Below are 24,293 nucleotides of genomic sequence, written 5' to 3'. Positions count from 1 at the left end.
TCATGCCTCCCCGGCCGGTGCCATCACCCGGCGTATCATCGCCGTCATTTCCTCGCGGTCCAGCGGCTTGTACGCTACTTCACGCACCCCCGCCTGCTCAGCCTCCTCGCGCTGGGCGGTGCGATCCACCCCCGACCCCAGGCCGGTGCAGAGAATGACCGGAAGATCGGAGCGGACTGCGACGAGTTCACGCGACAACTCTATACCGGTCATACGCGGCATGGTCTGGTCCGTGATGACCAGGTCGACGGCACCCGGGTCGGCCCGGAAGATCTCCAGCGCCTCCATTCCGTCGCAGCCGGTAACGACCTGGTAGCCAAGCCGCTCCAACATCTTCTTGCCGGCGAAGACGACATCCTCCTCGTCGTCGACGAAGAGGATCCTGCCGCTCCCGGCCATCGAAGCGGCCTCCGGCTGCAGCAGGGAATCATTCTGCACCGCGGCGATCCGGGGTAGCAACACCTCGAAGGTCGCCCCGAGTCCCGGCCTGCTACTCACCGTGATCCCCCCACCGTGGTTCCTGACTATGCCGTGCACCACGGAAAGGCCGAGCCCTGTCCCCTCGTTGTGCCCCTTGGTGGTGAAGAAAGGATCGAAGATCTGCTCCATGGTCTTTTGGTCCATGCCGTGGCCCGAATCCTTCACGGTCAACTTCAGGTAAGGGCCGGGAGGGAGATCCGGGGCCGCGAGGGAGTCGGCGTCAAGGGTGACGTTTTCCAGCGCAAGTTCGAGGGTCCCCCCTTTGAGCCGCATGGCATGGCTCGCGTTGGTGACCAGGTTCATGATGATCTGGTGGATCTGAGTCGAGTCGGCCATGATCATGCCGAGGTCTGGTTCCAGGTGCGCGTGGACCGTTATCGAGGACGGTATCGAGGGGCGCATCAGGTTCAGGCATTCGTTCACGATGGCCTCGACCTGGACCGGCTGCCGCTCCTGCTCCCCCTTGCAGCAGAAGGTGAGGATCTGCTTCACCAGTTTGCGCCCCCGGTAGCTCGATTTCAGCACCACGTCCAAAAGCTCGCGCAGGGGGCTCTCCGGCGGCACGTCGTCCCGTGCCATCTCGGTACAGGTGATGATGGAGGCCAGGTTGTTGTTGAAGTCGTGGGCGATACCGCCGGCCAGGGTGGCTATCGCTTCCATCCTCTGCGCCTGACGCAACTGCCGTTCCAGTTGCAGTTCGTGGGTCACGTCCCGGACCAGGGCGGCGTGATTCTTCACTGCACCGCTGGTATCGGAGATGGACCAGAAGGTAATATCGATCTCGTAGCACTCTCCCTCTTTGCCCTTCTGGATGAAGTGCCCCCCCGTCCGCCGCTCCCCCTTGGTCAGGTCGTCCCACACGGAACGATACAGTTCGACGCCGCTGTCGCTGTCACCCAGGACCGCGACGTTGCGCCCGACGATGCATTGGGCGTCATGCCCGGTGATGGTCTCTATGGCTGGGTTTACATACTGTATGGTGCCGTCGCTATCGAAGAGGATGAGTCCTTCCTTGGACTGCTCGATCACCGAGGCGAGCAGCATAATTTCCTGTACAGCCTTCTTACGTTCGACGTTCATGCGTAGCGTCGCGATGCCGAACGAGAGATCGTCCGCCAACTGCTCCAGGAGCTTTACCTCCTGTTTGCCAAAGGCCCGCTTTTCCCCGGCGAAGATAACCAATGCCCCCAGCGGCCGCCCTTCGTTTACCAGCGGCAGCGATATCGACGCAGCGAAGCCATGCTTAAGCGCCTCTTCCCGCCACAGGGTCCAGCTGGCATCGTAGCGGATATTCTGGACAATGCGCGTGGTCCCGGTCCTGATGGCGGTGCCGGTGGGACCGCGGCCTCGGTCGATGTCGGCCCAACTCATGTCCAGCTTGGTCAGGTAGCCACCCCGGTCCCCCCACTGTGCCACGGGGCGCACCGTCTTCCAGTCATCGTGTTCGGCCATCCCTACCCAAGCCAGCTTGTAGCCGCCGGTCGCAACGATAGTGCGGCAGACATCCTTCATAAGCTGCAGTTCGTCCGTCGCCCTTACCAGCGCCTGATTACAGCCGCTGAAGGTCTTGAGCGCCCGGTTTACCCTGAACAGCGACTCCCTGCCGCGTACCACGTCCCCTTCGCTGCGGCTGATCAAGAGGTACAGCAGCGCAGCCGTGGCAAGTATGAAGAAGGCGTGGTTCAGGGTTTCCACAGAGAGGTACATGGAGCTTTTGTGGGCCAGGACAGCCGGGAACAGGCAGGAAGCAGCGCCCCAGAGGACACCGACGACGGCATAGACAATCGAGATATTGAGAGGAGTCAGCTTTCTTTCACTGTTGATCTGTTTCATGCACGCTCTCCCCTGCCGTTTGCGGCCGTTAAGAGAAATCCGCATTGAGTTTAACACATTGGAAAATGCTCGCCATGAGTCGGAGCACAATAAAAGAGAGATCGCTGTGAGGAACGCTGATATGAGCTAGCGGCGCAGAAACAGTGTCGGCCACGGTGGCGGCCGTCGGAGGGGAGAATGGTCGCGCTGCGACAGGAGACCGGCTGGGCTTTGCTAGCGGCCGAAGTAGTCCTTAACGGAGATACCCAGCCGTTTCAACATGGTCTGGAAGTTGGGGCGCAGCATGCCCGTCTCTTCGGCGGCACGCGAGATGTTCCAGTTGTTGCGCTTAAGGGCCTGGATCACAAACGCTTTCTCGACGTTCTCGACCGAGCGGTCCCGAATGTGGCGCTTCATCTCCTTGAGGGCCTCGGCACTGGTCGGAACGAACCCCTCGAAACCAGTGCTGCATACCTCGGCCGCTTCGCCCAGTTCCAGGTTTTCCTTCTGGATCACGTCCCCCTCGCACAGGACCACGGCGCGCTCGATGGTGTTCACCAGTTCGCGCACGTTGCCGGGATAGGAGTAGTTCTCCAGGAAGTGCATCGCCTCCGGGGAGATGCCCCGCAGGTCCTTGCCGACCTCCTCGACGAACTTGTTCATGAAGTGGCGGATCAAAAGCGGGATGTCCCCTTTGCGCTCGCGCAGCGGAGGGAGTTCCAGGGGAATGATGTTGAGGCGGAAAAAGAGGTCTTCCCGGAACTTGCCCTCGGACACCATGGTCTTCAGGTTACGGTTGGTGGCAGCCACGAGGTGAATGTTGAAGGAGACCGGCTGGGTGCCGCCGATCGGGGTGACCTGGCGCTCCTGCAGCACGCGCAAGAGTTTGGCCTGGGTGGAGAGGCTGATGTTGGAGACCTCGTCGAGGAAGAGCGTCCCGCCGTCGGCGACCATCAAAAGCCCCATCTTGGTCTGCATCGCGCCGGTGAAGGAGCCTTTGACGTGCCCGAAAAGTTCGCTCTCGAGGAGATTTTCGGCGAGGGCGGTGCAGTCGACGGCGACGAAGGGCTGGTCGCGCCTGGAGCTGTGCTTGTGGATGGCGCGGGCGGCCACTTCTTTGCCGGTGCCGCTCTCGCCGGTGATCAGGACGGTGCTGTCGGTGGCGGCAACCTGGATGATGCGGCGGTAAACCTTCTGCATCTCGCGGCTTTCCCCGACGAATTCGTCGAAGCCGTGGTGGCAGTCGATCTCCTTCTTCACCACGATATCTTCCACCGTGCTCTTCTTCTGCTCCAGCGCGAGGTGCACCTTCTCCAGGATCTGCTCAGGCGTGAAGGGCTTGACGATGTAGTCGACGGTGCCGTTTTTCATCGCCTCGACGGCGGTCTCCACCGTTGCGAACCCCGTGATCATGATCACCGGCGTGTCTGGCTGCAGTATCTTGACCGCGTTCAGCACCTCAAACCCGCTCATGCCCGGCATCTTGAGGTCGGTGATGATCAGGTCGAACTGTTTCTGCTGCAGAAACTCTATGGCAGCGTGCCCGTTCTTGGCCGCATCTACGGTAAAGGAATCTCCTTCGAGAATTCGTGCCAGGCCATCCCTAATAACAGACTCATCATCGACCACTAGAATATGCATAGAATCACCATGTTATATCCAGCTATGGATGCACCGTGCCTACCGGTTTTTCGAGCCCGCTGAAGCAGGACGGCCCCATGCGTCACCCTCTGCCATTGGGAGACTCCCTCCACGGAGTCCGCCCGCTGTATCAATAGCCTACTACGAAGACTCTGTCAACAGAAAGACATGAAAATACTTTCACTGCGCAGCCTGTGACAGACCTGCTGCTTCGCCTCCCGCTTTCGCATGAGACTGACCGTAACCACGCCAATTCACCTGAATTTATTGGTGTATGCCGGAACAATACACCGCACCGCCCCCACTTAAACCCCGAAATTATTACGTTTTTACTGACCACCCCCAGAATCCCCCTCCGGAGCGATACGCAGCATGTATAGGGTCACTATACATTCGGCCGCCCGAGCCCTCCCGAAGCGACCATGACGCCGCCAAAGAACGCGTTTAAAAACAGCATCTTACAACTTTCGCTCGTGAATGGCACGTTGGATGCTAAGTAAGGTCATCAGGCAGGCAAGCTGAGCCAGGTTCGCAGACACACCAAAGGAAAGGAGACTATCATGAAGGTTCTATCCGTAACGACAGCCTCGCTGGTGATGGACGGAACCCAGGCTATGGCATCTCCCGCCGCAACTGAAACCGGGGGCCTCGGCCTGGCTGCCATCATCTTCATCGCATTTATAGCCATGGTGATCCTGTTTCAACTGGGACCGGGCCTCGCCATGTTCTTCCGCATCTTGAAAGGAATGTTTTCCACCGAAGCCGAGCAGCGCGCGAAAGAGGTTGCCAAGAACAACAGGACCAGCCTATGACCGCTGGCCGACTGGCGGGGCGTACTTCTGCCGGTGCGCCCGCCGGTGTCGGCGACGCAGCCAACGTACAGCGGAACCTATGCTCCCAGTCGTGTGAGGGTAAAGCTATGCAAGGACTTCTCATCGTGGACGAAGACATGGACTGCAGAAAACAGATGGCCGAGATGTTCATCGAGTCCGGCTACAACGTGATCGTCACCAACTCGATAGAAAGTGCTGTTTCCGGGATCCTGAAAAGAACCGCTCAGGTAGTGCTCCTGGGAACCAAATTCGACGAGTTCTCCGCATCGGAGATCATCCCGCTTCTGAAACAGTGCAACCGCAAGCTGTCCATCATCCTGATAGCCGCCGGCACCTCGCTGCCGCTCTCCAGGAAGCTCAGGAGCGAGGGGATCTTCTACCACGCGCTTAAGCCGGTGAACGCCGAGGACCGCGCCGAGATCAGACAGGCAGTACGGTGCGCCTTCGAAAGCCTCAAGTTGCAGATGGCATAACGGTAACAAAGGGGGCCGGTACCGCGTGGCCCCGAAGATAAGTCGACCACGTCTTTCACATCAAAGCGCCAAAAGGAGGAAGTTATGAAAACCAAGATGCGTCTGCCAGCGTTAGTGAACACAGCCATTGTTTTTCTTATGACGACAGCCAACGCTTTCGCCGCCTCGACCAGCAAGGTGTTTGTCAGCAAGCTCGGCATCCTGCTTTTCCTCGGGTTCTGCGCCCTGGTGCTGGTGGTCCAGTTGGTCCCGGCACTGATCACGCTCTACGGCATGCTCAAGGGAATCGGCAAGGAGCAGGAAAAGTCACCCTCCCGCGCCAAGAGCCACTAGGGGGCGATGGATTTCAACCTGATCGCAAAGGAGCCAAGCCATGACACTGGACGCCGTAGGACAAATAAAGGAAGTCTTCACGCTGGTGGATTTCTACCAGTACATCAAAGGGGTGGAGTACCTGATCTGCGTTGCCTTCTTCATCGGGTTCCCCATGTTCTACCGCTACCTGCATAAGAAGGAGCAGGACGGAACCAAGGAAGCAGCGCGCCACTAGCATCGGATCTAGCAGCAAGGGAGTGAGCCTCCCCACTACTACAGAGCCAGGAGAACATGACATGTCCTCTTACAAACATCTTATAGTTGCCGCGCTTTCCATAGGCGCCATTTCGGTGTCCTCCCCTGCTGCGCTGCAGTGCGCGCCGGTACCGGACTCCATCACCTTGAACCAGAACGGCAAGCTGTTCAGCCCGTTTACCTTCAATCACGCCAAGCACATCCAGTCGATCAAGGAGTGCGCCGACTGCCACCACCACACCACCGGCACCTTGGTACTGGATCCCAACTGTGCCCGCTGCCACCAGAACTCGAGCCCGACCGCCGTGGTCTCCTGCAAGGGCTGCCATTCGGCCACCCCGTTCTCCCCGGAGACCCTCGCCGCCAAGCGCGCCGACAAGCAGCGCTACCACCTGGACAAGATGGGGCTCAAAGGGGCCATGCACCAAAACTGCATCGGCTGCCACAACAAGGTGGGCAACGGCCCGACCGGGTGCCAGGACTGCCATCCGCGCACCAAAGAGGGCGCAGCCTTCTACAGCACGAACCGCAAGGGAGCCAAACCCGCCCATGCAGAAGAGGAATGAGATGCACCAACTACAGCAGCTCATCATGAATTGAGGAGGAACGCTGATGAAACGAAGAAACTTCCTGAAGGCGTGCCTGATAGGCGGGACCACCATAGCGCTGGGCAAGACCAACAAAGGTTACGCCAGCGGTTCCTTTGAGGGATACCCCGAAGCGATGGGTGTCCTGGTCGACACCACCCGCTGCATCGGCTGTCGCAGCTGCGAAGCTGCCTGCAACAAAGAACAGAAACTGCCGGAACCGGACACCTCGTTCGACGATCCGGCAGTATTCGAACACGACCGGCGCCCGACGTCCAAGGCCTACACGGTGGTGAACCGCTACCAGAAAGAGCAGCCGTCCGGCCCGGTGTACCGCAAGGTGCAGTGCAACCACTGCAACGAGCCGGCCTGCCTCACCTCCTGCTTCGTTAACGCCTATACGAAGACCCAGGAAGGGGCGGTCATCTACAACTCCAAGGTCTGCGTCGGCTGCCGCAACTGTATGATCGCCTGCCCGTTCAACGCGCCGGGCTACGATTACGACAGCGCAACCAACCCGATCGTCAAGAAGTGCATCCTGTGCTACGACACCAGGCTCAAGTACGGCAAGCCCCCCGCATGCGTCGAGATCTGCCCGCAGGAGGCGCTCACGTTCGGGCACCGCGCCGACCTGATCAAACTGGCGCACGAACGCATCCGCGCCACCCCCGAGCGCTACGTGGACCACGTCTACGGCGAGAAGGAAGTGGGCGGTACCAGCTGGCTCTACCTGGCCCCGGTCGGCTTCGACAAGCTGGGCTTCGACACCACGCTGTCCAACGACCCCATCATTTCCAACGTGAAGGACTTCCTCGGCATGGTGCCGATGGTACTTTCCATCTGGCCGGCGCTGTTCTCCGGCATCCACCTGCTCTGCAAGAACCAGGAGCACGGTGAGCATGGGCACGAAACCGAATCCAACCAGGAGGATACCAAGCCATGAAAAAAATGATCCAGCACGGTTTGGCAATAGTGGACTCACCGTACGACGAGGACGGCAAGAAGCGCACGCTGGTTAACAAGCTCCTTTTGGGGCTCACCCCAAGCCAGTACCTGCTGCAGGCCTTCCGCAACCCCTTCAACTGGATCCTCGCCGCGATCTTCGCCATCGGGATCCCGATCCTGATCGGTCGGTTCTTCTTCGGACTGGCCTGGGCCACCAGCGGCTCCAACGACTACCCCTGGGGCCTGTTCCTCGGGTTCGGCCTCTTCGCCATGGTGCCCCTCTCCTCCTCTGGCTTCCAACTCGGCACCGCCTGCGAGATCTTCGGCAGGCACGACCTGGAACCGATTGAGCGGCTGGCGCTTCTAAACGGCCTCCTCGGCTACTTCTTCGCGGTCATGTACCTTCTGGCCGACCTGGGACAGCCCTGGCGCCTCCCCTACCCGATGGTGGTTTCCTTCGGTCCGGCCGCGGTACTTTTCCTGGTCGCCTGGCACGTCGCGACGTACCTCTCAGTGCAGGTCGCTGAGGTCTCCACTGCCTTCTTCGAGTGGATCGGGTTCCCGGCAGGCAAGCGGGGGGTCCGCAAGATCACCCTGGGGCTCACCGTTTCCGGCATCATCCTGTCGACCCTGCACCAGGGTGCACTGGGTGCGCTGTTCACCTACGCTCCGGGCAAGGTGCACCCGCTTTGGTACTCCTCCTCGTTCCAGTGGCTGCACTTCTTCGTCTCCTCGCTGCCGGGGGGCCTGTGCATGGTGATCACGGTGAGCACCATCGCGGCCAAGACCATGGCATGGCGCGGCGACAGCCGCTTCCGTGAGAAACTGGACAAGGTGACCGTGTCGCTCGCCAAGGGCGCCTGCATGGGGATCGCCACCTACATCACCATCAAGCTGATCGCCATCGCCCATGACAATAAGTGGGCCTACCTGGACACCGGCTGGGGGCAGTGGTTCATGTTGGAGATCATCGTCGGCTTCATGCTGCCGCTTACCCTGATGACCTACGGCGTGCACACCCGGAAAATGGCCATCGTGCGCCTGGGCGCCTTCATGACCGTGTTTGGCGTCGTGCTGAACCGGGTCAACACCGCCATGATCACCTTCAACTGGAAACTGCCGCACCGCGAGATCCCACCCTGGCGCGAGGTGATCATCAGCCTGACCATCTTCGCCACCTACATCGTGGTCTACCGTTTCATCCTGTATCGGCTGCCGATCCTGTACAAATGGCGCCAGCAGGAGCAGGAAGAGACCGTGCCCGAGGCAGTACCGGCACCGGCCCTGGGCAGACGCGAAGCGAGCAGCATCCCGGTGGCGAGCTACAGCAGCATGACCAAGCTGGATTGATACGGAAAGGATGGCACAGGGGCGCCGGCCGCAGGGCCGGCGCCCGAAAGCACGGTTGGTTCAAAGAGGCAAGAGCGGCACTACGGGGCTGACGGCGGTAGTTCACCGGCAACCCAGATTGGAGATGGAGCCATGTTCGACAAGATCGCAGGAAGGGCCTTGGTTCCCGTAGGGATAGTGGTTACCGGATTTCTGGTGGTCTGCTTCGTGCTCCTCTACGCGGCCATCAAGCAGGTGGTGATCCGGGATTCCATCACGCAGGCCAACAACCTGGCCGGCATCGTGCTGAAGTCCACCCGCTACGCCATGATGAAGTCGGACTCGGAGCTCAACAGCGCCATCATCCGCAACATCAGCGCCCAAAACGGTGTTCAGCACGTACGCATCTTCAACAAGAGGGGGGTAGTGGCCTTTTCTTCCAAGCCTGAAGAGGTGAACCGCCAGGTGGACAAGAAGGCGGAAGGGTGCGTGGTCTGCCACGAGAAGGCGGCCCCCATCACTACGCTGGGGACCATGCAGAAGGCGCGCACCTTTAAGAATGCCGCCGGCGACGAGATCCTGGCCATCACGGCCCCGATCTACAACGAGCCGGAATGCGCCAACGCCGCCTGCCACTTCCACCCCGCCGAACAGCGGGTACTGGGAACGCTGGACATCGGGCTGTCACAGGAAGCGACCTTGCACTCTTTGGCGCTGATCAAGATGCAGATGCTGATCTTCTCCATCCTGACCCTGTTCCTCACCATCGCGGGAGTCATCACACTGTTAAAGATGATCGTACTGGTTCCGATGAGGAAGTTGCAGGAGTACACTGAAAGCAATGAGGAAGGAAGTGGGACCACCCGTCCGCCGAGGCTCCCCTATGAGCTTGACAAGATCGCACAATCCTACTACTTTATCAGAGCCAAATTAAGTGAAATTGAGAAACAGCCTCTCAACACCAAGGAACGCGGCCCGGTCTGCCAACACAAGTAGCTTTTCCAGTGGCGTGAAAGTCAGCGAGCGATCAATGGAGCAGGCGGAAAACAACAAGGCGGGGACCGTGGGGGAACTGGCGCGCGACGCGCAGGGGCAGTTGCGCCAGGGACTTCTGGATGAGATAGGGAGGCTGAAAAGGTTCTCCAACCGGGGGCTTTGGGCGCTGTCCCTGTTTCTGCTTTTGAGCACCGTCGCCTGGCGTGAGTTCTGGTTCCTGCCCCGCCCCCAGGAGGTGGTGGCGACACTGGGAGCGGCGCCCAAACCGCTCATGATCAGCCTGGTGCTGGTGCTCTACACCTTTTCGGCGATCATACTGAGCCTGTCGCGCATGATGGCCGGCATACGTCATCCCAGCAGCTTCTGCCACGTCGGCTACCTGGCCGGCTTCTACCTCTTCTACTATTTCGCTGAAGGGCTCCAGGACAACTACTGGGCCGTTTTCGGTGCCGGCTTCACCATCCTGTGCCTGGAAAGCTACCGGATCTGGACTTTCTGCAACGACCAGATTGTCAAGCGCAGTGAGCAACTCGCCTTCCTGGAACGAAACGGCCGCATGCCCCCCGAGGAAGACGAAGATTCCCTCTACGACTGACCTCCCCCCTCAGTTCTCCGCCGCACTCACCTTTTCGTAGCCGCTGCAGGGCTGTCCGGTCTTCATGCGCGGCACGTCGAGCACCGTATAGATGGTGCAGCGCCCCTTTTCGTGCAACTTGCAGTCGTCGAAGCTGCAGACCACGTAGGCACGGTCATTGGGGCCGGTGAGCATCTGTTCCAACTTTTCGGCGATCTTGTCGTTCTTTCCCGCCAGCGCGGCTATCTGCGCAAGTTTGTCGTCCATGGGGATCTCCCCTTGAAAAATAGCTATAGAGTGGTCTGCCGCTGAGGCAGAAGACTAGCATCATCCGCTTGCGGCCGCCATAAAAAAAAGGCCCCGTACCATGGGACGGGGCCTCTTCATCAGTCACGCCGTTGCGGCGTATTACGCTTTTTCGACCTTCACTTCCACCAGGTTGCAGTTCCCCTTGAGGAGCGCGTTGGCGTTCAGGTCGCGGAAGTGCGAGGGAGCGAAGAGCAAACCCGGCTGCAGCTTGTCGCTGATCTTCGCCGCTGCGGTAAGAGCGCCGGTGCCGGAGGAGAGCTTGACGCTCGCCCCTTCGGCGATGCCGAGCGCGGCCGCGTCGGTCGGGTGCAGTTCCACGAAGCCGGCCGGCGCCACGTCAAGATTGGCGTCCGAGCGGGTGGTCGAGGTGCCGTTGTGGAACCCGATGGGGCCGACCAAGAGCTGGAACTTCGGCTGAGCGGGTGCCGCAGGCTTGGCGATCGGCGCCAGCGGGGCGTCCGTTCTTACCGCGCTGCCACCCTTGATGGCGCCGCCGCGGGAGCCGTCGAAGGGCTGGTACCCTTTGGTTGACTCCTTGATCTCGGCCATGACGCTCGCCGGGGTGATGCGCTGGACGTTGCCGGTCAGCCTGTTGTAGAGATCGGCCAGGATGGCCCAGTCTTCCTTGGCCTGCCCCGGTGCGTCCACGGCCTTGAAGATGGCCTGAATTCGGTTATCAAGCGAAGTGAAGGAGCCGCTCTTCTCGGCGGCGGCGCCTGCCGGAAGCACCACGTGGGCGTAGTCGAGGGAGTCACCCTGGAAGACGTCCTGGACCACCAACAGCTCCAGCTTGCCGAGCGCCTTGCGGATACGCTGGTTGTCCGGAAGGCCGGACAGGTCGCAACCCAGTAGGTAGAGCGCCTTGATGCTCCCCTGCTCGATCCCGTCCACGATGCCCCAGATGTCCTTGCCGTCGGCGCCCGGTGCGATCCCCATGTCGAGCATGCCCACGGTGTTGTTCTTGGCGTCGACCGGGAAGATGCCGCCACCCTGCTCGCTGGCCGAACCGGTGAGGACAGCGAGATCGGCGAGAGCGGCGATCTTGGTGGAGGCGTCGGCGCTCCGGACCAGGTCGGCACCGAAGACGATGGCGACGCGGGTCATGCCGGCGAGCTGCCGCACCGCGTTCTCCACGGCAGCGACGGTGAATCCGGCCTGCTGGCAGAGATCGTCCATGGAAAGCTGCGCGAGCCCGTCCTTGATGCTCTCGGCACCGGACGGAAGCGCGATACCCGCCTCGATGAGCCCCTTCATCAGTGCGTAGATCACCTGGAGCTCGGCACCGGGGAGGTGTTTCAAGTGCGCATTAGCAAACTTCCTCAATTTAACGTCGCGCATGTTGACCAGCACCAGGCGGGCGTCCTTCTTGGAGGCCGCCTTGATGACGCGGTACTCGGCACCGGTCGCCTCGGCGTTGAGGTCACAGCCGAACACAAGGATCGCCTGCGCCTCGTCGAGAGCGTCCAGCTGCTTGCTGGCGCCGATAAAGCCGAAGCGGCGCTGCATCTGTGCCTGCGCCTGAGCAAAGCCCAAGCCCGCCTCGGAGTCGAGGTTGGAGCTCCCCAGCCCTTCGCTGAAGATCTTGCGGAACAGGAAGCTCTCCTCATTGGTGAGCCTCGGGGAGCCCAGACCCGCCACGGCCTTGCCGCCGTCACGCGCCACGATCTCCTTGAGCTTCCCGGCCGCGGTGGCCAGGGCGGTGTCCCAGTCGGTCTTGGCGAGCGCGCCGGAGTCGCCGCGCAAAAGCGGATCGGAAAGACGCTCGGTGGAGTGCAGGTAGCGGTAGCCGAAGCGGCCGTTGATGCAGAGGTTGCCGCTGTTGTAGCTGCTGTCCTCGCTGGTGACCCGCTCCACGTGCCCGTCTTTCGCGTGGTACTCGATCTGGCAGCCGGTGCCGCAGAAGGCACAGACGCTGGGGATGCGGTTGAAGGTCCAGGGGCGCCCCTTGAACTTGAAGGGCTTGGTGATCAGTGCGCCGGTCGGGCAGGCCGCGACGCAGTTGCCGCAGAACTCGCAGTTGAGCGGCTTGCCGTCCACGGTGTCAATGATGGCGTCCTCACCCTTGTTGACCACCTCGATGGCGTCACAGCCGACGATCTCGTGGTCCACCTTGACGCACTTTTCGCAGAGGATGCAGCGGTTGGGGTCGCTTTCGATGAGCGGCCAGTCATAGCGGATCGCCTTGCGCTCGAGGATCGCCGAGTAGTCCTGCTTGGTCGCGTTGAGCGCGTAGCAGGAATCCTGCAGGTCGCATTCGCCGCCGGCGTCGCAGACCGGGCAGTCCAGCGGGTGGTTCACCAGCATGAGCTCCATGATCTTGCGGCGGGCTTCCCTGAGAGCCGGGGTGTCGGTGGTTACCTCAATCCCCTCCTTGACCGGCGTGTTGCAGGCGGTCATGGTACGCTCCACTCCCGCGACCTCTACCGCGCAGACGCGGCAGGCGCCGGTGGGGGAGACCTTCTTGAGCCAGCACAGCGTCGGGATCGTGATCCCTACCGTGGCTGCGGCCTCCAGTATGGTGGTACCTTTCTCGACCTGCACGCTTTTGCCATCAATGGTTAAGCTGACCATATAAAAACCTCAGTATTCGGTGTAATTGAATTCACTAGGTCCGGGTGAAGCTGCCCTAGACGGCCACCATGGCGACCCGGTAGCAGCGCAGGCACCTCTCGGCCTCCCGCACCGCCTGGCTGTTGGCGTAGCCCAGTTCCACCTCGCAGTAGTTCTTGAAGCTCGCCCTCTCCTTGCCGTGCACCTCCTTTTGGTGCTCGCGCGAGGCGCTGTCCAGCCACTGCACGTTCTCGTTCTTGTCGTAGACGCCGAAGTAGGTCAGGATGTCCTCCATCCGCTCGTCGTCGGTGAGCTCGACGCCCTTCCCTTCCAGGTAGCGCTGGATCACCTTGGCGGCGCGGTGGCCGTTGCCGACGCAGGCCACAACGGTGAGCGGGCCGATCTCGGCGTCGCCGGAGGCGAAGACGCCGTCGCAGTCGGTGATCAGGTTCCTGGAGAGCATGTTGCCCATGCTGTCCTTCAGGTCCTTGCCGTCGTGCCCCTTGAGCGGCACGTATTTGGTGACGATGGTGCTCCACTTGGTGGTGTCGATCCCCGCGTCGGCCGGGATGAAGGAGAGGTCGGCGTCCTGGCCGATGGCCGGGATAATGGTGTCGCACTCGATGATGAACTCGGACCCCGGCACCGGTTCCGGACGACGGCGCCCGGAGGCGTCCGGCTCGCCGAGAGCCATCCTGATCAGCTCGACCCCGGTGACCTCGTTGTTCTCGTTGGCGATGACCTTGGTCGGGAGCACCTGGAACTCGAAGCGTACCCCTTCCTCGTCCGCCCCGTCGACCTCCCAGACGTCCGCCGGCATCTCGTTACGCGAGCGGCGGTAAACGAGCACCGATTCCTCGGCCCCTTCGCGCAGCGCCACCCTGACGCAGTCGATGGCGGTGTTGCCGCCGCCGACCACGAAGACCTTCTTGCCCATCCCGGTGGGAAGGCCGAGGTAGACGTTTCTCAGGAAGTCGATACCGCCGGTCAGGAAGCCCTTGTACCCCTTGTCCTCACCCTCGACGCCCATCGGCTTGGAGCGGTGCGCGCCCGGCGCGAGAAGCACGGCATCGAACTTCTGCCTCAACTCGGCGAGGGTGATGTCCTTGCCCACCCGGGTGTTGTAGATGATCTCGACGCCCAGTCCCTGGATGATGTCGATGTCGCGCTGCAGCAGGTGGCGCGGCTGGCGGTACGGCGGGATGCCTACGGCGACCATGCCGCCACCGAGCGGGAGCGCCTCGTAGATGGTGACCGGGTACCCTTCCAGTGCCATGTAGTAGGCGGCGGCGAGACCTGCCGGGCCTGCGCCCACTACGGCGACCTTCTTGGACTGCTTTGCCTTGGGAGTCATCGGCGGGAGGTGACCGTGCTGCCACTCATAGTCGGAGGCGCTGCGCTTGAGCACCATGATGTTGATCGACTCGTCCACGTTCTTCCTGCGGCAGGCGGTCTCACACGGGTGCGGACAGACGCGGCCGCAGACCGAGGGGAGCGGCATCGATTCGCGAATGTCCTCCAGCGAATCGCCGAAGCGGTAATCCTTCACCGATTCGATGTAGGCCGGGATATCAATGTGGGCCGGGCACTTGTCCATGCACGGAGCCGTGTACTTTTCGATGTAGCGGAATTCCGAGGAGAGGCTCTTGGCGCCGCGGATGTAGTTCACGAAGGCGTCGCGGAAGTGGGTGACCGCGTCGATGACCGGCACTGCCGAACTCGGGCAGAGGGTGCACTTGCAGTGCGACAGCACGCTGCCGACGTCGAGGATGGTGTCCAGGTCCTCTTCCTTGCCGCTCCCTTCCATGATCCCGGAGAGGGCGTCCATGATGACGCGGGTCCCTTTCTTGCCCGGGGTGCACTTACCGCAGACGTACTTGGTCTGCACCCGCTTCATGTACTCGGCGACCATGGCGGGGATATCGACATCCTTGTTGTACAAAATGATGCCATCCCAGCCGATGAAAGCCGAAAGCGGCCGCTCTCCGTCGTAGGTGGCGGGCAGTTTGAAGGAGATATCCTTCTTCTCGCCCCCCTTGCGGTTGTCAACTATGTTTCTGCCCCAGCTGGAAAAAACTACCTCTGCCACTTAGGCCTCCGAAATAGCTGTAAAATTGGCCGCATTATCGGCTAAATATTTACATTTATTAAGTAAATTGTCCGGTGCACATTGTATACAGTATCCAGTTTTTACCACATCACTCGGCTCTAATCAAGCGAAAAATCATACGGATTATCGCTGTGGTAGGGCGTATACGACAAGCGCCGACCGCGGCGCCGGGCGCCCCTTCGCATAGCTGCAATTAATGGTTGTTTTTGTCCGCGATAGGCCCTAACATCGCCCACCAAGGCGCGGCGCGTCCCCTTAAAGAATCTTCAACTTTTTGCTGGAGACGCCGATACTTAATCTGGAAGCGCCCATGAAGGCCCTGTGGGCGTCACCGGAGGGGGTCATGGAGACCGACATTCTTGACGGCACCGGCCTCAAGCTGCAATTGAGCCCGGACCAGAAGTCCCTGCAGGCGCAATACACCCCGGTCACCGAGCGGCGTGCCCTGGATGCCGCGCAGCTGCGCGAGGCGATCGAGGCGCTCGGGTACGGGGAGCTGTTCATCTCCCAGGACGCTCTGGAGCAGGTGCTGGCGCGCTGCGCCGTCTCCCCGGTAAGCTTCACCCTGCAGATCGGCGAACGGCGCGACGCCACCCTCGCCCTGCAACTTTCCGACGACATGATGACTGCCACCATCACCATCCAGCCCGCCTTTGGTGGGCAGCGCATTACCCGGGAGGAGGTGGAACAGGCGCTTTCCCGGGCCGGTGTCGTCTGCGGCATCCTCTATGACGAGATCGACACGGCCCTTGCCGCCGGTGAGGCCAGCAAGGTGGTGGTCGCCCAGGGCACTCCTCCGGTACCGGGCGAGGACAGCCAGTTCATCAGCCTGATCCCCGAGATGACGACCCAGGTGCCCCAGCTCTCCGATGACGACACTGCCGACTACCGAAACCTGGGCGACATCGTCAGCGTGAGCCTGGGCGATCCACTCTTGCGGCGCACCCACCCCACCACCGGCGTCCCGGGGGTGAACCTGCTCGGGGTTGAGCTTCCCACCACGGATGGGGTCGATCTCCCCTTTGCGGACAATCTGACCGGCATCGCCTGTGACCTGACGGATTGCGACCTCTTGGTCGCCGCCATCTCCGGCTACCCGGTGATTGTGCCGCGCGGCGTCAACGTGGATCCCGTCTTCAAACTGAAACGCGTCGACCTCTCCACCGGCAATCTCCATTTCAAGGGATCCCTTGAGATCGCCGGCGACGTCAGCGAGGGGATGGAGGTCACCGCTACCGAGGACATCACGGTGGGCGGGGTGGTGGAAGCAGCCCGGGTCAAGGCGGGGGGCAATATCGTGATCCAGGGGGGCGTGATCGGCCATGGCCATGCCACCCAGCCGGGCAAGATGGTGAGTCGCCAGGAGATGGCTCAGCTGGAGGCGGGTGGGACCGTGACGGTGCAGTTCGCCGAGAACGCCGCCATCAGCGCCGGCGGCGACGTCGTTATTAAGGAACTCGCCATGCAGAGCGACCTCACCTCCGGCGGGAGCATCGTGGTCGGCGAGAAAGGGGGACGGAAGGGGCACATCATCGGCGGGGTCTGCCGCGCCGTTTCCCTGGTGCACGCCGTGGTGATCGGCTCCCACGCCGGCGTCCCCACCGTGATCGAGGTGGGCGTCGATCCTGCCCTGAACCGCAAACTTGAGTTGGTGCAGGAAAACCTGGCCGACAAGCAGCGCCAGCTGGACGAACTCACCAAGACGCTCGCCTACGTTAAGGAGAACCCCTGCAGCATGGACGCCGGGCTCTTGAACCTGAAACAGCGCATCTATACCAAGTGCCAGGGAGAGCTGGCCGAGTTGACCGGTGAGAAGAAGCGCCTGCAAAAGAGAATGGAGATCAATGCGCAGGCCCGGGTCGAGGTGGAGCGCGACGCTTTCCTCGGCGCGCAGATCAGGATCGGCTCCAGCACCCTTCTCGTCGAAGAGGACCTGACCAACCCGACCTTCACCTTGGGCGAGGAGGGGATCGCATATTGAAGGACAAAGGAGCGGCATGCGCATCATAGGACTCACCGGCGGGATCGCATCGGGCAAGACCAGCGCGGCACACCTCTTCGAAGAGCTGGGAGCGGCGGTGATCGACGCCGACCAGTTGGCGCGGGAGGTGGTGCAGCCGGGCGAGGAGACCCTGGCGCAGATCGTGGCGAATTTCGGGGAGAAGGTACTGAACCCGGACGGCACCCTGAACCGCGCCGCCCTTGGCGAGATCGTGTTCGCCGATCCCGCTGCCCGCCGCACCCTGGAGGGGATCACCCACCCCGCCATCAAGAAGCGGGCGGAAGAGAAACTGGAGCGGCTCAGGGCGGCCGGCACCGGCACCGCCTTTTACGTGGCGCCTCTGCTCTTCGAGGCGGGGATCACCTCGCGGGTGCACGAGGTGTGGGTGGTCTACCTGGACCGAGAGACCCAGCTGCAGCGGCTGATGGCGCGCGACGGCCTCTCCCGGGAGGCGGCGCTGTCGCGCATCGCCTCGCAGATGCCCATGGAGGAAAAGAAGAAGCTGGGCAAGGTGGTCATCGACAACCGCGGCAGCAAAGAGGAACTGGAGGCGCAGGTGCGCAAGCTGTGGCGCGAGGAGATAGCCAACCGGGCGGAGGGGTGAACCGGGGGGTAGGAAGAACTAGAGAAAGAGCTGCAACGAAAAAGGCCCCCGCTTGCGGCGGGGGCCTTCTTTAATTGCTATTTGTGGTAGCCAAGCTTGTGGGAGATCTCCTCGCCGGAGCGGATCACCAGCGGGATCAACTCCTTCTCGAGCCTCTCGTCGGTGAAGCGCATCGAGGGGCCGGAGATGCTCACCGCGCCGATGATGCGGCGGGTGTAGTCCCGGATCGGGGCGCCCACGCATTTCACGCCGACATCCATCTCCTCGTCGTCGATGGCGTAGCCCTGCTCGGCGATCACCTTGAGGTGCTTCTTGAGCTCCTCGCGGTCGGTGACGGTCTTCGGGGTGTAGCGCTTCATCTCCTTGGTAGGGAGGTAGTTCTCCAACTCCTCATCGGTCATGTAGGCGATCTGGACCTTGCCGGCGGCGGTGCAGTAGGCCGGGAGGCGGGCACCCACGCGGGGCACGACCCTGACGGTCAGGTCGGTCTCCACCACGTCCAGGTAGACGATGTGGAATTCCTTGAGGATGGCGACGTAGGTGGTCTCGTTGCACTCCTTGACCAGCGCCTCGAGCACCGGGCGGGACTGGCGCAGCAGGCCCATCTGCTTAATGAAGGTCTGCCCGAGTTCCAGGGTCTTGAGCCCCAGGCGGTAGTTTTCCGTTACCTTGTTCTGCTCTATGTAGTTGCGCGACTCCAGGGTAGCCAGGAGGCGGAAAACGTTGTTCTTGTGAAGCTTCAACCTCTTGCTCAGCTCGGTCACACCCAGTTCGTCCACCTCGTCGTGGAACTGCTCCAGGAGGTCGAGTGCATGGGAGACGGCCTGAATGATGTACTCAGATTTCTCTTTTTTCGCCATTGGCTGCACCTATAAATATCAGGAAAAATTTCAAACAATATTAACTAGGCCATTTGACAAGCCGTGTCAAGAAAATTAATCGCTTGATAATCGCTTTTAATGTGTTTAAACTCGCCCTACCGTTGCCGTTCCAAAACCGTACCGCAGAGGGAGCGGTAAAACAGCTTCCACTGGTAAAGTCGGCAGGATGCGGCTCCGGATAGTGTCATACACGCAAAATATAGAATTATGTTCTAGAAATGTCAAGCAACAAGACGTTCGCAGCAATGCGATCTTGACGGTCTGGCGCCCGGGCATCGGCGCCGGCAAATCGGCGGAGAGCCACCGTGCGCCTCAACCTGATTTCCAAGCTTGCCCTGGCCACCGGGCTGGTGCTTTTGTGCACCATGGCCCTGTTCGCCTACCTGAACCTGAGAAGCCTCAAGGGGCTCTTGCTGCAGGAGGCCATCTCAGAGGCCGACCGCATCACCGAGACCATCATCCGCACCACCCATAACCAGATGCTGCGGGACGACCGCCCCCTGTTCTACAAGACCATCGAGGAGATCGGCAGCCAGCAGGGGGTGGAGCGCATCCGCCTCATCAACAAGACCGGGCGCATCATCTACTCCACCGACGACTCGGAGACCGGCACCGTGCTCGGCAAACACTCCGAGGTCTGCTCCGTCTGCCACGGCGGGCCGCAACTGCTCCTGACCGCCTCCTCAAAGAACCGCAGCCGCCGCTTCTACGGCAAGTCCGGCGCCGAGTTCCTCGGCATCACCAACGCCATCTACAACGAAGAGAGCTGCTACACGGCGAGCTGCCACTTCCACCCGGAGAAATTCAAGGTTCTCGGCGTGCTCGACGTCGTGGTGCCGCTGGACCGGATGCACTCCCTGCTGGACGCCTACAGGGGCCGGGTGCTGCTCCTTACCCTGCTCCTGATCACCCTCACCTCGCTCAGCCTCACCTATTTCACCCAAAAGCTGGTGAACCGCCCGGTACGGGAACTGCTGGAGCATACCCAGATGCTCTCCCGCGGTGAACTGGACGGCCTGGTGAACAGCTTCGCCCACGACGAACTGGGGGAGCTGGCGGATTCTTTCAACGCCATGACCGTGAACCTGAAGAAGGCCCGGGAGGATCTGGAGAGGTGGGGGCGCGACCTGGAGCTGATCGTTCAGCAAAGAACCCAGGAGATCACCCGGATGCAGGCACAGCTGATCCGCTCGGAGAAACTGGCCTCGCTGGGGGAACTGGTGGCCGGCATCGCCCACGAGATCAACAACCCCTTGACCGGCATCCTGGTGTTCGCCTCCCTGATCCAGAGCAACCCCAAGCTCGATCCGGTTCTCAAAAACGACATCGAAACCGTGCTCAGGGAAACCAAGCGCTGCGCCGGAATCGTCAAGGGCCTCTTGGAGTTCGCCCGCTGCGCGCCGCCGCAGAAGTCCCCCTGCTCGCTCAACGACATCTCCGACGCAGCGCTCGAATTGGTCCGGCACCAGATCCTGTTCCAGGACGTCACCATCACCCGCAACTACTCGGGGCGCATCCCGTCATTGTTGCTCGACCCGAACCAGATTGAGCAGGTCCTGGTGAACATGCTGGTCAACGCGGGGCACGCCCTGCGCGGCGAGGGAATGGTCATGGTGGTGACCGGCGTGGACCCGGTGCAGGGGCAGGCCTTCGTCAAGATCAGCGACAACGGCTGCGGCATCCCCGAGGCCAACCTCGACCGGATCTTCGACCCCTTCTTCACCACCAAATCCAACAAGGGAACCGGTCTCGGGCTCTCCGTCTCCTACGGCATCATCCAGGAGCACGGCGGACGCATCGAGGTTCAAAGCCAGGAGGGTACCGGAACCACCTTCACTATCCTGTTCCCGATGCCCGAAGCGGACCTCCCCGCCCCCGCCCCCCCGGAGCCGGCAACGCCCCGACTACCGGCCGGACCGGTAAGCAGCTGAAGCCGTATACAAACCCAGCTTTTGCCCTCCCCCCTCACCCTCCCGGCGCCCCGCACCGAGCTTAACTGCGCGGAAGAAAACGATTGACAGAGGGGGGCCGTATTGTTAGTTTACGGTCGGGTTACGCCCGGCTCGAGCCGCGACTGACCCGGCCAGCCCCAACGTCATGCAATACCGGAGCAGCAGTGAACATCACCACCAACGGCGAAGCCGTATCGATCGATCCCCTCACGGTTCAGCAGTACCTGGTCTCTCTCGGCATCGACCCGCGCCGCGTTGCCGTCGAGCTGAACCTGGACATCCTCCCTAAGGCACAGTACGAGACCACCCTGCTCAAGGAAGGGGATGCCCTGGAGATCGTCCATTTCGTAGGAGGGGGCGCCGGCCGCGGCTAGACGCACCGCGAAAAACCGCCCGCCCATCTCCAGCTCCCCCCAGGTCCCGCCGCAACGGGCCGAGCCGACCACCTGACAAGACGCTACCGATTGGAGAACAGTGATGCCTTTGACAAATGACAAGCTCGTCATCGCAGGACGCGAATTCGACTCCCGCCTCATGGTGGGGACCGGCAAGTACGCCGATTTCCAGCAGATGGTGCGCGCCATCGAGGTTTCCGGCGCCCAGATCATCACCGTCGCGGTGAGAAGGGTCAACATCTCGGACCGGACCAAGGAATCCCTCCTGGACCACATCGACCTGAAGAAATACACCTTGCTACCCAACACCGCCGGCTGCTACACCGCCGACGACGCCATCCGTACGTGCCGGCTCGCCCGCGAGGCGGGGCTCTCCGATTTCGTGAAACTCGAGGTGCTCGGGGACGAGAAGACGCTCTTCCCCAACAACGAGGAACTGCTCAAGGCGGCCAAGGTGCTCATCGCGGAAGGGTTCACCGTGCTCCCCTACACCAGCGACGACCCGATCATCTGCAAGAAGCTGGAGGACATGGGATGCGCCGCGGTGATGCCTCTGGGGGCGCCCATCGGCTCCGGCCTGGGCATCCGTAACCCGTACAACATCCAGATCATCCTGGAGACGGTCAAGGTCCCGGTCATCGTCGATGCCGGCGTGGGCACCGCTTCCGACGCGGCCATCGCCATGGAGCTTGGCTGCGACGGCGTGCTCATGAATACAGCCATCGCTGGTGCCCAGGACCCGGTCGCCATGGCCGAGGCGATGAACCTGGCGGTCCGGGCCGGCAGGCTCGCCTACCGCGCCGGGCGCATCCCGAGGAAGCTCTACGCCACCGCCTCGTCGCCGCTGGCGGGGCTGATCGCGTGAAAGGACTCGACTCCCTCTGGATTGACTTCAACCTCTACCTGATCACCGGGCGTAGCGAGACCCTCGGGCGTAACCTGGAGTTCGTGGTCGAGGAGGCCCTGAGGGGGGGCGTGCGCGCCGTGCAATTGAGGGACAAGGGGGCCAGCACCAAGGAACTCTACGAGACGGCACAGGAACTGCGCCGCCTCACCTCCCGCTACGGCGCCAAGCTGTTCATCAACGACCGCGTGGACGTGGCACTCGCAGTCGACGCCGACGGCGTGCACATCGGCAGCACCAGCCTGCCGCTGTACAAGGTCAGAAGGCTCCTGGGCGAGCGCAAGCTGATCGGAGTCTCCTGCCACAACCAGACCCAGGCCATCACCGCACAGGAGATGGGGGCCGACTTCATCACCTTCGGCCCGGTCTACTACACCCCCAGCAAGGCCGAGTACGGCGAACCGGTGGGGGTCGAGAAGCTGAACAAGGTAGCGCAGATGCTGCAGATCCCGGTGTTTGCCCTGGGGGGGGTGAACATGGACAACTGCGCCGAGGCGGTCGCCGGCGACGTGCGCGGCATCGCCCTCATCTCTGCCATCCTCTCCGCACCGGAGCCGCGCGAGGCCGCGAAAGGGCTTTTGACCATGCTTCCCCCGCTCGAGGAGCACAACGTCTAGATGACCGTCGGCGAACCGATCCATAGCGAACTGCGCATCAACTCCTACGGCTCGTACCTCAGGCGCCGCTTCGGCTGCCGGGTCAGCAAGGTGAACGTCGACGGCGGCTTCACCTGCCCCAACCGCGACGGTAGCCGCGGCACCGGCGGGTGCATCTACTGCGACAACAGTTCCTTTTCCCCCAAGGAGACCCAGGCCCTGATCCCGGTCGAGGAGCAAATGGCCGCGGGGATGACCTACCACCGCGAACGGCTGGGGAGCGAGAAGTTCATCGTCTACTTCCAGAAGTACACCAACACCTACGGCCCGGTGGAGAAGCTCGCCGACCTGTACCGGCGAGCCCTCGCGCACCCCGACGTGCTGGGGATCTCGGTCGGCACCCGCCCCGACTCGCTCTCCCCCGCCGCCATCGACCTGCTCACCGAACTGGCCCGCGAGCACTACGTCTGCGTGGAGCTCGGCCTGCAGTCCATGGACGACGCCATCCTGACCCGGATCAACCGCGGCCACACCCTTGCCGAGTACCTTGACGCGGTTGAGCGGCTCTCCGGACGGGGGCTCGAGATCTGCACCCACCTGATCTACGGTTTCCCCGGCGAGACCAGGAGCGGCTTCCTGAAGACCGCCCGCCTGATCGCCTCGCTCCCGGTCAATTCCGTGAAACTGCACCAGCTGCACGCCGTTGAGAACACGCTGCTCGCCGAGATGTACCGGGACGGGAGCTGGCAGCCGATCGGCATCGACGAGTACGTGGCCACTGCCTGCGATTTCCTGGAGGAGCTCCCGGCACGGGTCACCGTACAGCGACTGTACGGTTCTGCTCCCCTTGCCATCCGGGTCGCCCCCAATTGGAACCTGAAAAACAACCAGATGTGGTACGCCGTGATCAACGAGCTGAGAAGGCGCGGCAGTTGGCAGGGATGCCGGCTTGCCAGCGAGGTCAGGGCGGCCTGAAGAGGAGAACCATGAAGACGGCACAATTGCTCGGCTCTGCGGAGCCGGTAAGGATCGGCAAGATCCTCTGCATCGGGCGCAACTACGCCGACCACATCAAGGAGCTGGGCAACGAGACCCCGGAGCGCCCGGTGATCTTCACCAAGCCCGCCACCAGCGTGATCGGCGCGGGAGAGGAGATCGTGATTCCCTCCTACTCCAGCGATTGCCACCACGAGGCGGAGCTGGCGCTTCTGATCGGCAGGGAGGGACGCGACATTCCCGCCGCCGACGCCCTCTCCTACCTGGCTGGCTACGGCGTCGCCATCGATCTGACCCTGAGAGACGTGCAGGCAGAGCTCAAGAAGAAGGGGCTCCCCTGGGACATCGCCAAGGGGTTCGACACCGCCTGCCCACTCTCCCCGTTCGTCCCGGCAACCCAGGTGGCCGACCCGCACCAGCTGCGCATCACGCTCACGGTGAACGGCGAGAAGCGCCAGGACGGCGGGACGGACCTCATGATCCACCGCATCCCCGAACTGTTAAGCTACCTCTCCTCCATCTTCACGCTGGAGCCTGGTGACCTGGTGCTGACCGGCACGCCCGCCGGGGTCGGGCCGATCACGAGCGGCGACCGGGTGGTCGCCGAGATCGCCGGGGTGGGGAGCATTGCCGTATCGGTCCGCTAGCGAGGTTTTACCCAACAAAGGAGGTTTGCATATGGCCAACGAGAAAAGCTGCCCCGATTGCCAGGGGCTCATGATCCTGATGCCCGGCTGAGGTGGCCTCTTCTGGC

At 62.0% G+C, this 24,293-nt stretch carries 23 protein-coding genes; 17 read left to right on the top strand and 6 right to left on the bottom strand.

All coding sequences use genetic code 11. The features are described 5' to 3' along the window. Together K7R21_RS18490 and K7R21_RS18485 are read right to left on the bottom strand one after the other, a co-directional pair. Nucleotides 1–2,313: a hybrid sensor histidine kinase/response regulator gene (locus K7R21_RS18490; RefSeq protein WP_224984759.1), complete on the bottom strand. Its 2,313-nt coding sequence runs from the start codon at nt 2,311–2,313 to the stop codon at nt 1–3. A gap of 213 nt (nt 2,314–2,526) precedes the next feature. Further along, nucleotides 2,527–3,933 (bottom strand): sigma-54-dependent transcriptional regulator, encoded by a 1,407-nt coding sequence (locus K7R21_RS18485; protein WP_224984758.1) that lies wholly within the window; start codon nt 3,931–3,933, stop codon nt 2,527–2,529. Nucleotides 3,934–4,493: 560 nt separating this feature from the next. Between K7R21_RS18485 and K7R21_RS18480 the strand changes: the two genes are divergently transcribed. The 9 genes from K7R21_RS18480 (at nt 4,494) to K7R21_RS18440 (ending at nt 10,261) form a co-directional block, all read left to right on the top strand. Further along, the gene (locus K7R21_RS18480) at nt 4,494–4,745 is read left to right on the top strand and encodes a hypothetical protein (protein WP_224984757.1); all 252 of its coding nucleotides are present in this window, start codon (nt 4,494–4,496) and stop codon (nt 4,743–4,745) included. Nucleotides 4,746–4,852: 107 nt separating this feature from the next. Then, nucleotides 4,853–5,239: a response regulator gene (locus K7R21_RS18475; protein ID WP_224984756.1), complete on the top strand. Its 387-nt coding sequence runs from the start codon at nt 4,853–4,855 to the stop codon at nt 5,237–5,239. Between the two features lie 84 nt (nt 5,240–5,323). Then, a complete protein-coding gene (locus tag K7R21_RS18470) occupies nt 5,324–5,572 on the top strand; it encodes a hypothetical protein (RefSeq protein WP_224984755.1) in 249 nt (82 codons plus the stop codon). A 40-nt stretch (nt 5,573–5,612) separates the two neighbouring features. Next, a complete protein-coding gene (locus K7R21_RS18465; protein WP_224984754.1) occupies nt 5,613–5,789 on the top strand; it encodes a hypothetical protein in 177 nt (58 codons plus the stop codon). Between the two features lie 61 nt (nt 5,790–5,850). Next, on the top strand, nt 5,851–6,375 hold the full coding sequence (locus K7R21_RS18460; protein WP_224984753.1) for a cytochrome c3 family protein: 525 nt from the start codon (nt 5,851–5,853) through the stop codon (nt 6,373–6,375). Nucleotides 6,376–6,421: 46 nt separating this feature from the next. Further along, nucleotides 6,422–7,339 (top strand): 4Fe-4S dicluster domain-containing protein, encoded by a 918-nt coding sequence (locus K7R21_RS18455; protein WP_224984752.1) that lies wholly within the window; start codon nt 6,422–6,424, stop codon nt 7,337–7,339. Continuing rightward, on the top strand, nt 7,336–8,691 hold the full coding sequence (locus K7R21_RS18450) for a polysulfide reductase NrfD family protein (protein ID WP_224984751.1): 1,356 nt from the start codon (nt 7,336–7,338) through the stop codon (nt 8,689–8,691). The genes K7R21_RS18455 and K7R21_RS18450 overlap by 4 nt, the downstream gene beginning before the upstream one ends. A gap of 132 nt (nt 8,692–8,823) precedes the next feature. Further along, a complete protein-coding gene (locus K7R21_RS18445) occupies nt 8,824–9,666 on the top strand; it encodes a cytochrome C (protein ID WP_224984750.1) in 843 nt (280 codons plus the stop codon). A gap of 34 nt (nt 9,667–9,700) precedes the next feature. Then, on the top strand, nt 9,701–10,261 hold the full coding sequence (locus K7R21_RS18440) for a menaquinol oxidoreductase (protein WP_224984749.1): 561 nt from the start codon (nt 9,701–9,703) through the stop codon (nt 10,259–10,261). Between the two features lie 9 nt (nt 10,262–10,270). Here the strand turns inward: K7R21_RS18440 and K7R21_RS18435 are convergent, their stop codons facing one another. From K7R21_RS18435 to K7R21_RS18425, 3 genes are all read right to left on the bottom strand, one after another. Further along, nucleotides 10,271–10,507, bottom strand: a complete 237-nt coding sequence (locus tag K7R21_RS18435) for a hypothetical protein (RefSeq protein WP_224984748.1) — start codon at nt 10,505–10,507, stop codon at nt 10,271–10,273. Nucleotides 10,508–10,648: 141 nt separating this feature from the next. After that, nucleotides 10,649–13,120 carry a molybdopterin-dependent oxidoreductase gene (locus K7R21_RS18430; protein ID WP_224984747.1) on the bottom strand — a complete coding sequence of 824 codons (2,472 nt, stop codon included), beginning with the start codon at nt 13,118–13,120 and terminating at the stop codon, nt 10,649–10,651. A gap of 55 nt (nt 13,121–13,175) precedes the next feature. Then, entirely contained in the window at nt 13,176–15,188 is a 2,013-nt protein-coding gene (locus K7R21_RS18425) for an FAD-dependent oxidoreductase (protein WP_224984746.1), read from the bottom strand. A 331-nt stretch (nt 15,189–15,519) separates the two neighbouring features. On the opposite strand from K7R21_RS18425, the gene K7R21_RS18420 reads away from it, so the two are divergent. Together K7R21_RS18420 and coaE are read left to right on the top strand one after the other, a co-directional pair. Then, nucleotides 15,520–17,190 carry a DUF342 domain-containing protein gene (locus K7R21_RS18420; RefSeq protein ID WP_224984745.1) on the top strand — a complete coding sequence of 557 codons (1,671 nt, stop codon included), beginning with the start codon at nt 15,520–15,522 and terminating at the stop codon, nt 17,188–17,190. Nucleotides 17,191–17,206: 16 nt separating this feature from the next. After that, nucleotides 17,207–17,815, top strand: a complete 609-nt coding sequence (gene coaE, locus K7R21_RS18415) for a dephospho-CoA kinase (RefSeq protein ID WP_224984744.1) — start codon at nt 17,207–17,209, stop codon at nt 17,813–17,815. Between the two features lie 77 nt (nt 17,816–17,892). Here coaE and K7R21_RS18410 read toward each other — a convergent pair whose 3' ends face one another. After that, nucleotides 17,893–18,675 carry an IclR family transcriptional regulator gene (locus K7R21_RS18410; protein ID WP_183345626.1) on the bottom strand — a complete coding sequence of 261 codons (783 nt, stop codon included), beginning with the start codon at nt 18,673–18,675 and terminating at the stop codon, nt 17,893–17,895. 326 nt (nt 18,676–19,001) lie between these two features. Here K7R21_RS18410 and K7R21_RS18405 point away from each other — a divergent pair, with 326 nt between their 5' ends. From K7R21_RS18405 to K7R21_RS18380, 6 genes are all read left to right on the top strand, one after another. Beyond that, on the top strand, nt 19,002–20,627 hold the full coding sequence (locus K7R21_RS18405) for a sensor histidine kinase (RefSeq protein WP_224984743.1): 1,626 nt from the start codon (nt 19,002–19,004) through the stop codon (nt 20,625–20,627). 185 nt (nt 20,628–20,812) lie between these two features. Continuing rightward, entirely contained in the window at nt 20,813–21,022 is a 210-nt protein-coding gene (thiS, locus tag K7R21_RS18400; protein ID WP_216497315.1) for a sulfur carrier protein ThiS, read from the top strand. A 103-nt stretch (nt 21,023–21,125) separates the two neighbouring features. Next, the gene (locus K7R21_RS18395; RefSeq protein ID WP_224984742.1) at nt 21,126–21,908 is read left to right on the top strand and encodes a thiazole synthase; all 783 of its coding nucleotides are present in this window, start codon (nt 21,126–21,128) and stop codon (nt 21,906–21,908) included. Next, the gene (gene thiE / locus K7R21_RS18390) at nt 21,905–22,564 is read left to right on the top strand and encodes a thiamine phosphate synthase (RefSeq protein ID WP_224984741.1); all 660 of its coding nucleotides are present in this window, start codon (nt 21,905–21,907) and stop codon (nt 22,562–22,564) included. The genes K7R21_RS18395 and thiE overlap by 4 nt, the downstream gene beginning before the upstream one ends. Beyond that, nucleotides 22,565–23,518, top strand: coding sequence for a TIGR01212 family radical SAM protein (locus tag K7R21_RS18385; protein WP_224984740.1), 954 nt, complete (start codon nt 22,565–22,567; stop codon nt 23,516–23,518). 11 nt (nt 23,519–23,529) lie between these two features. Then, nucleotides 23,530–24,186 carry a fumarylacetoacetate hydrolase family protein gene (locus K7R21_RS18380; RefSeq protein ID WP_224984739.1) on the top strand — a complete coding sequence of 219 codons (657 nt, stop codon included), beginning with the start codon at nt 23,530–23,532 and terminating at the stop codon, nt 24,184–24,186. Nucleotides 24,187–24,293 lie beyond the last annotated feature (107 nt).

Source organism: Geomonas agri, assembly GCF_020179605.1.
GTDB lineage: Bacteria > Desulfobacterota > Desulfuromonadia > Geobacterales > Geobacteraceae > Geomonas > Geomonas agri.
Note: the sequence above shows the minus strand (reverse complement) of the source record. Positions and strands in the feature narration are given on the sequence as shown.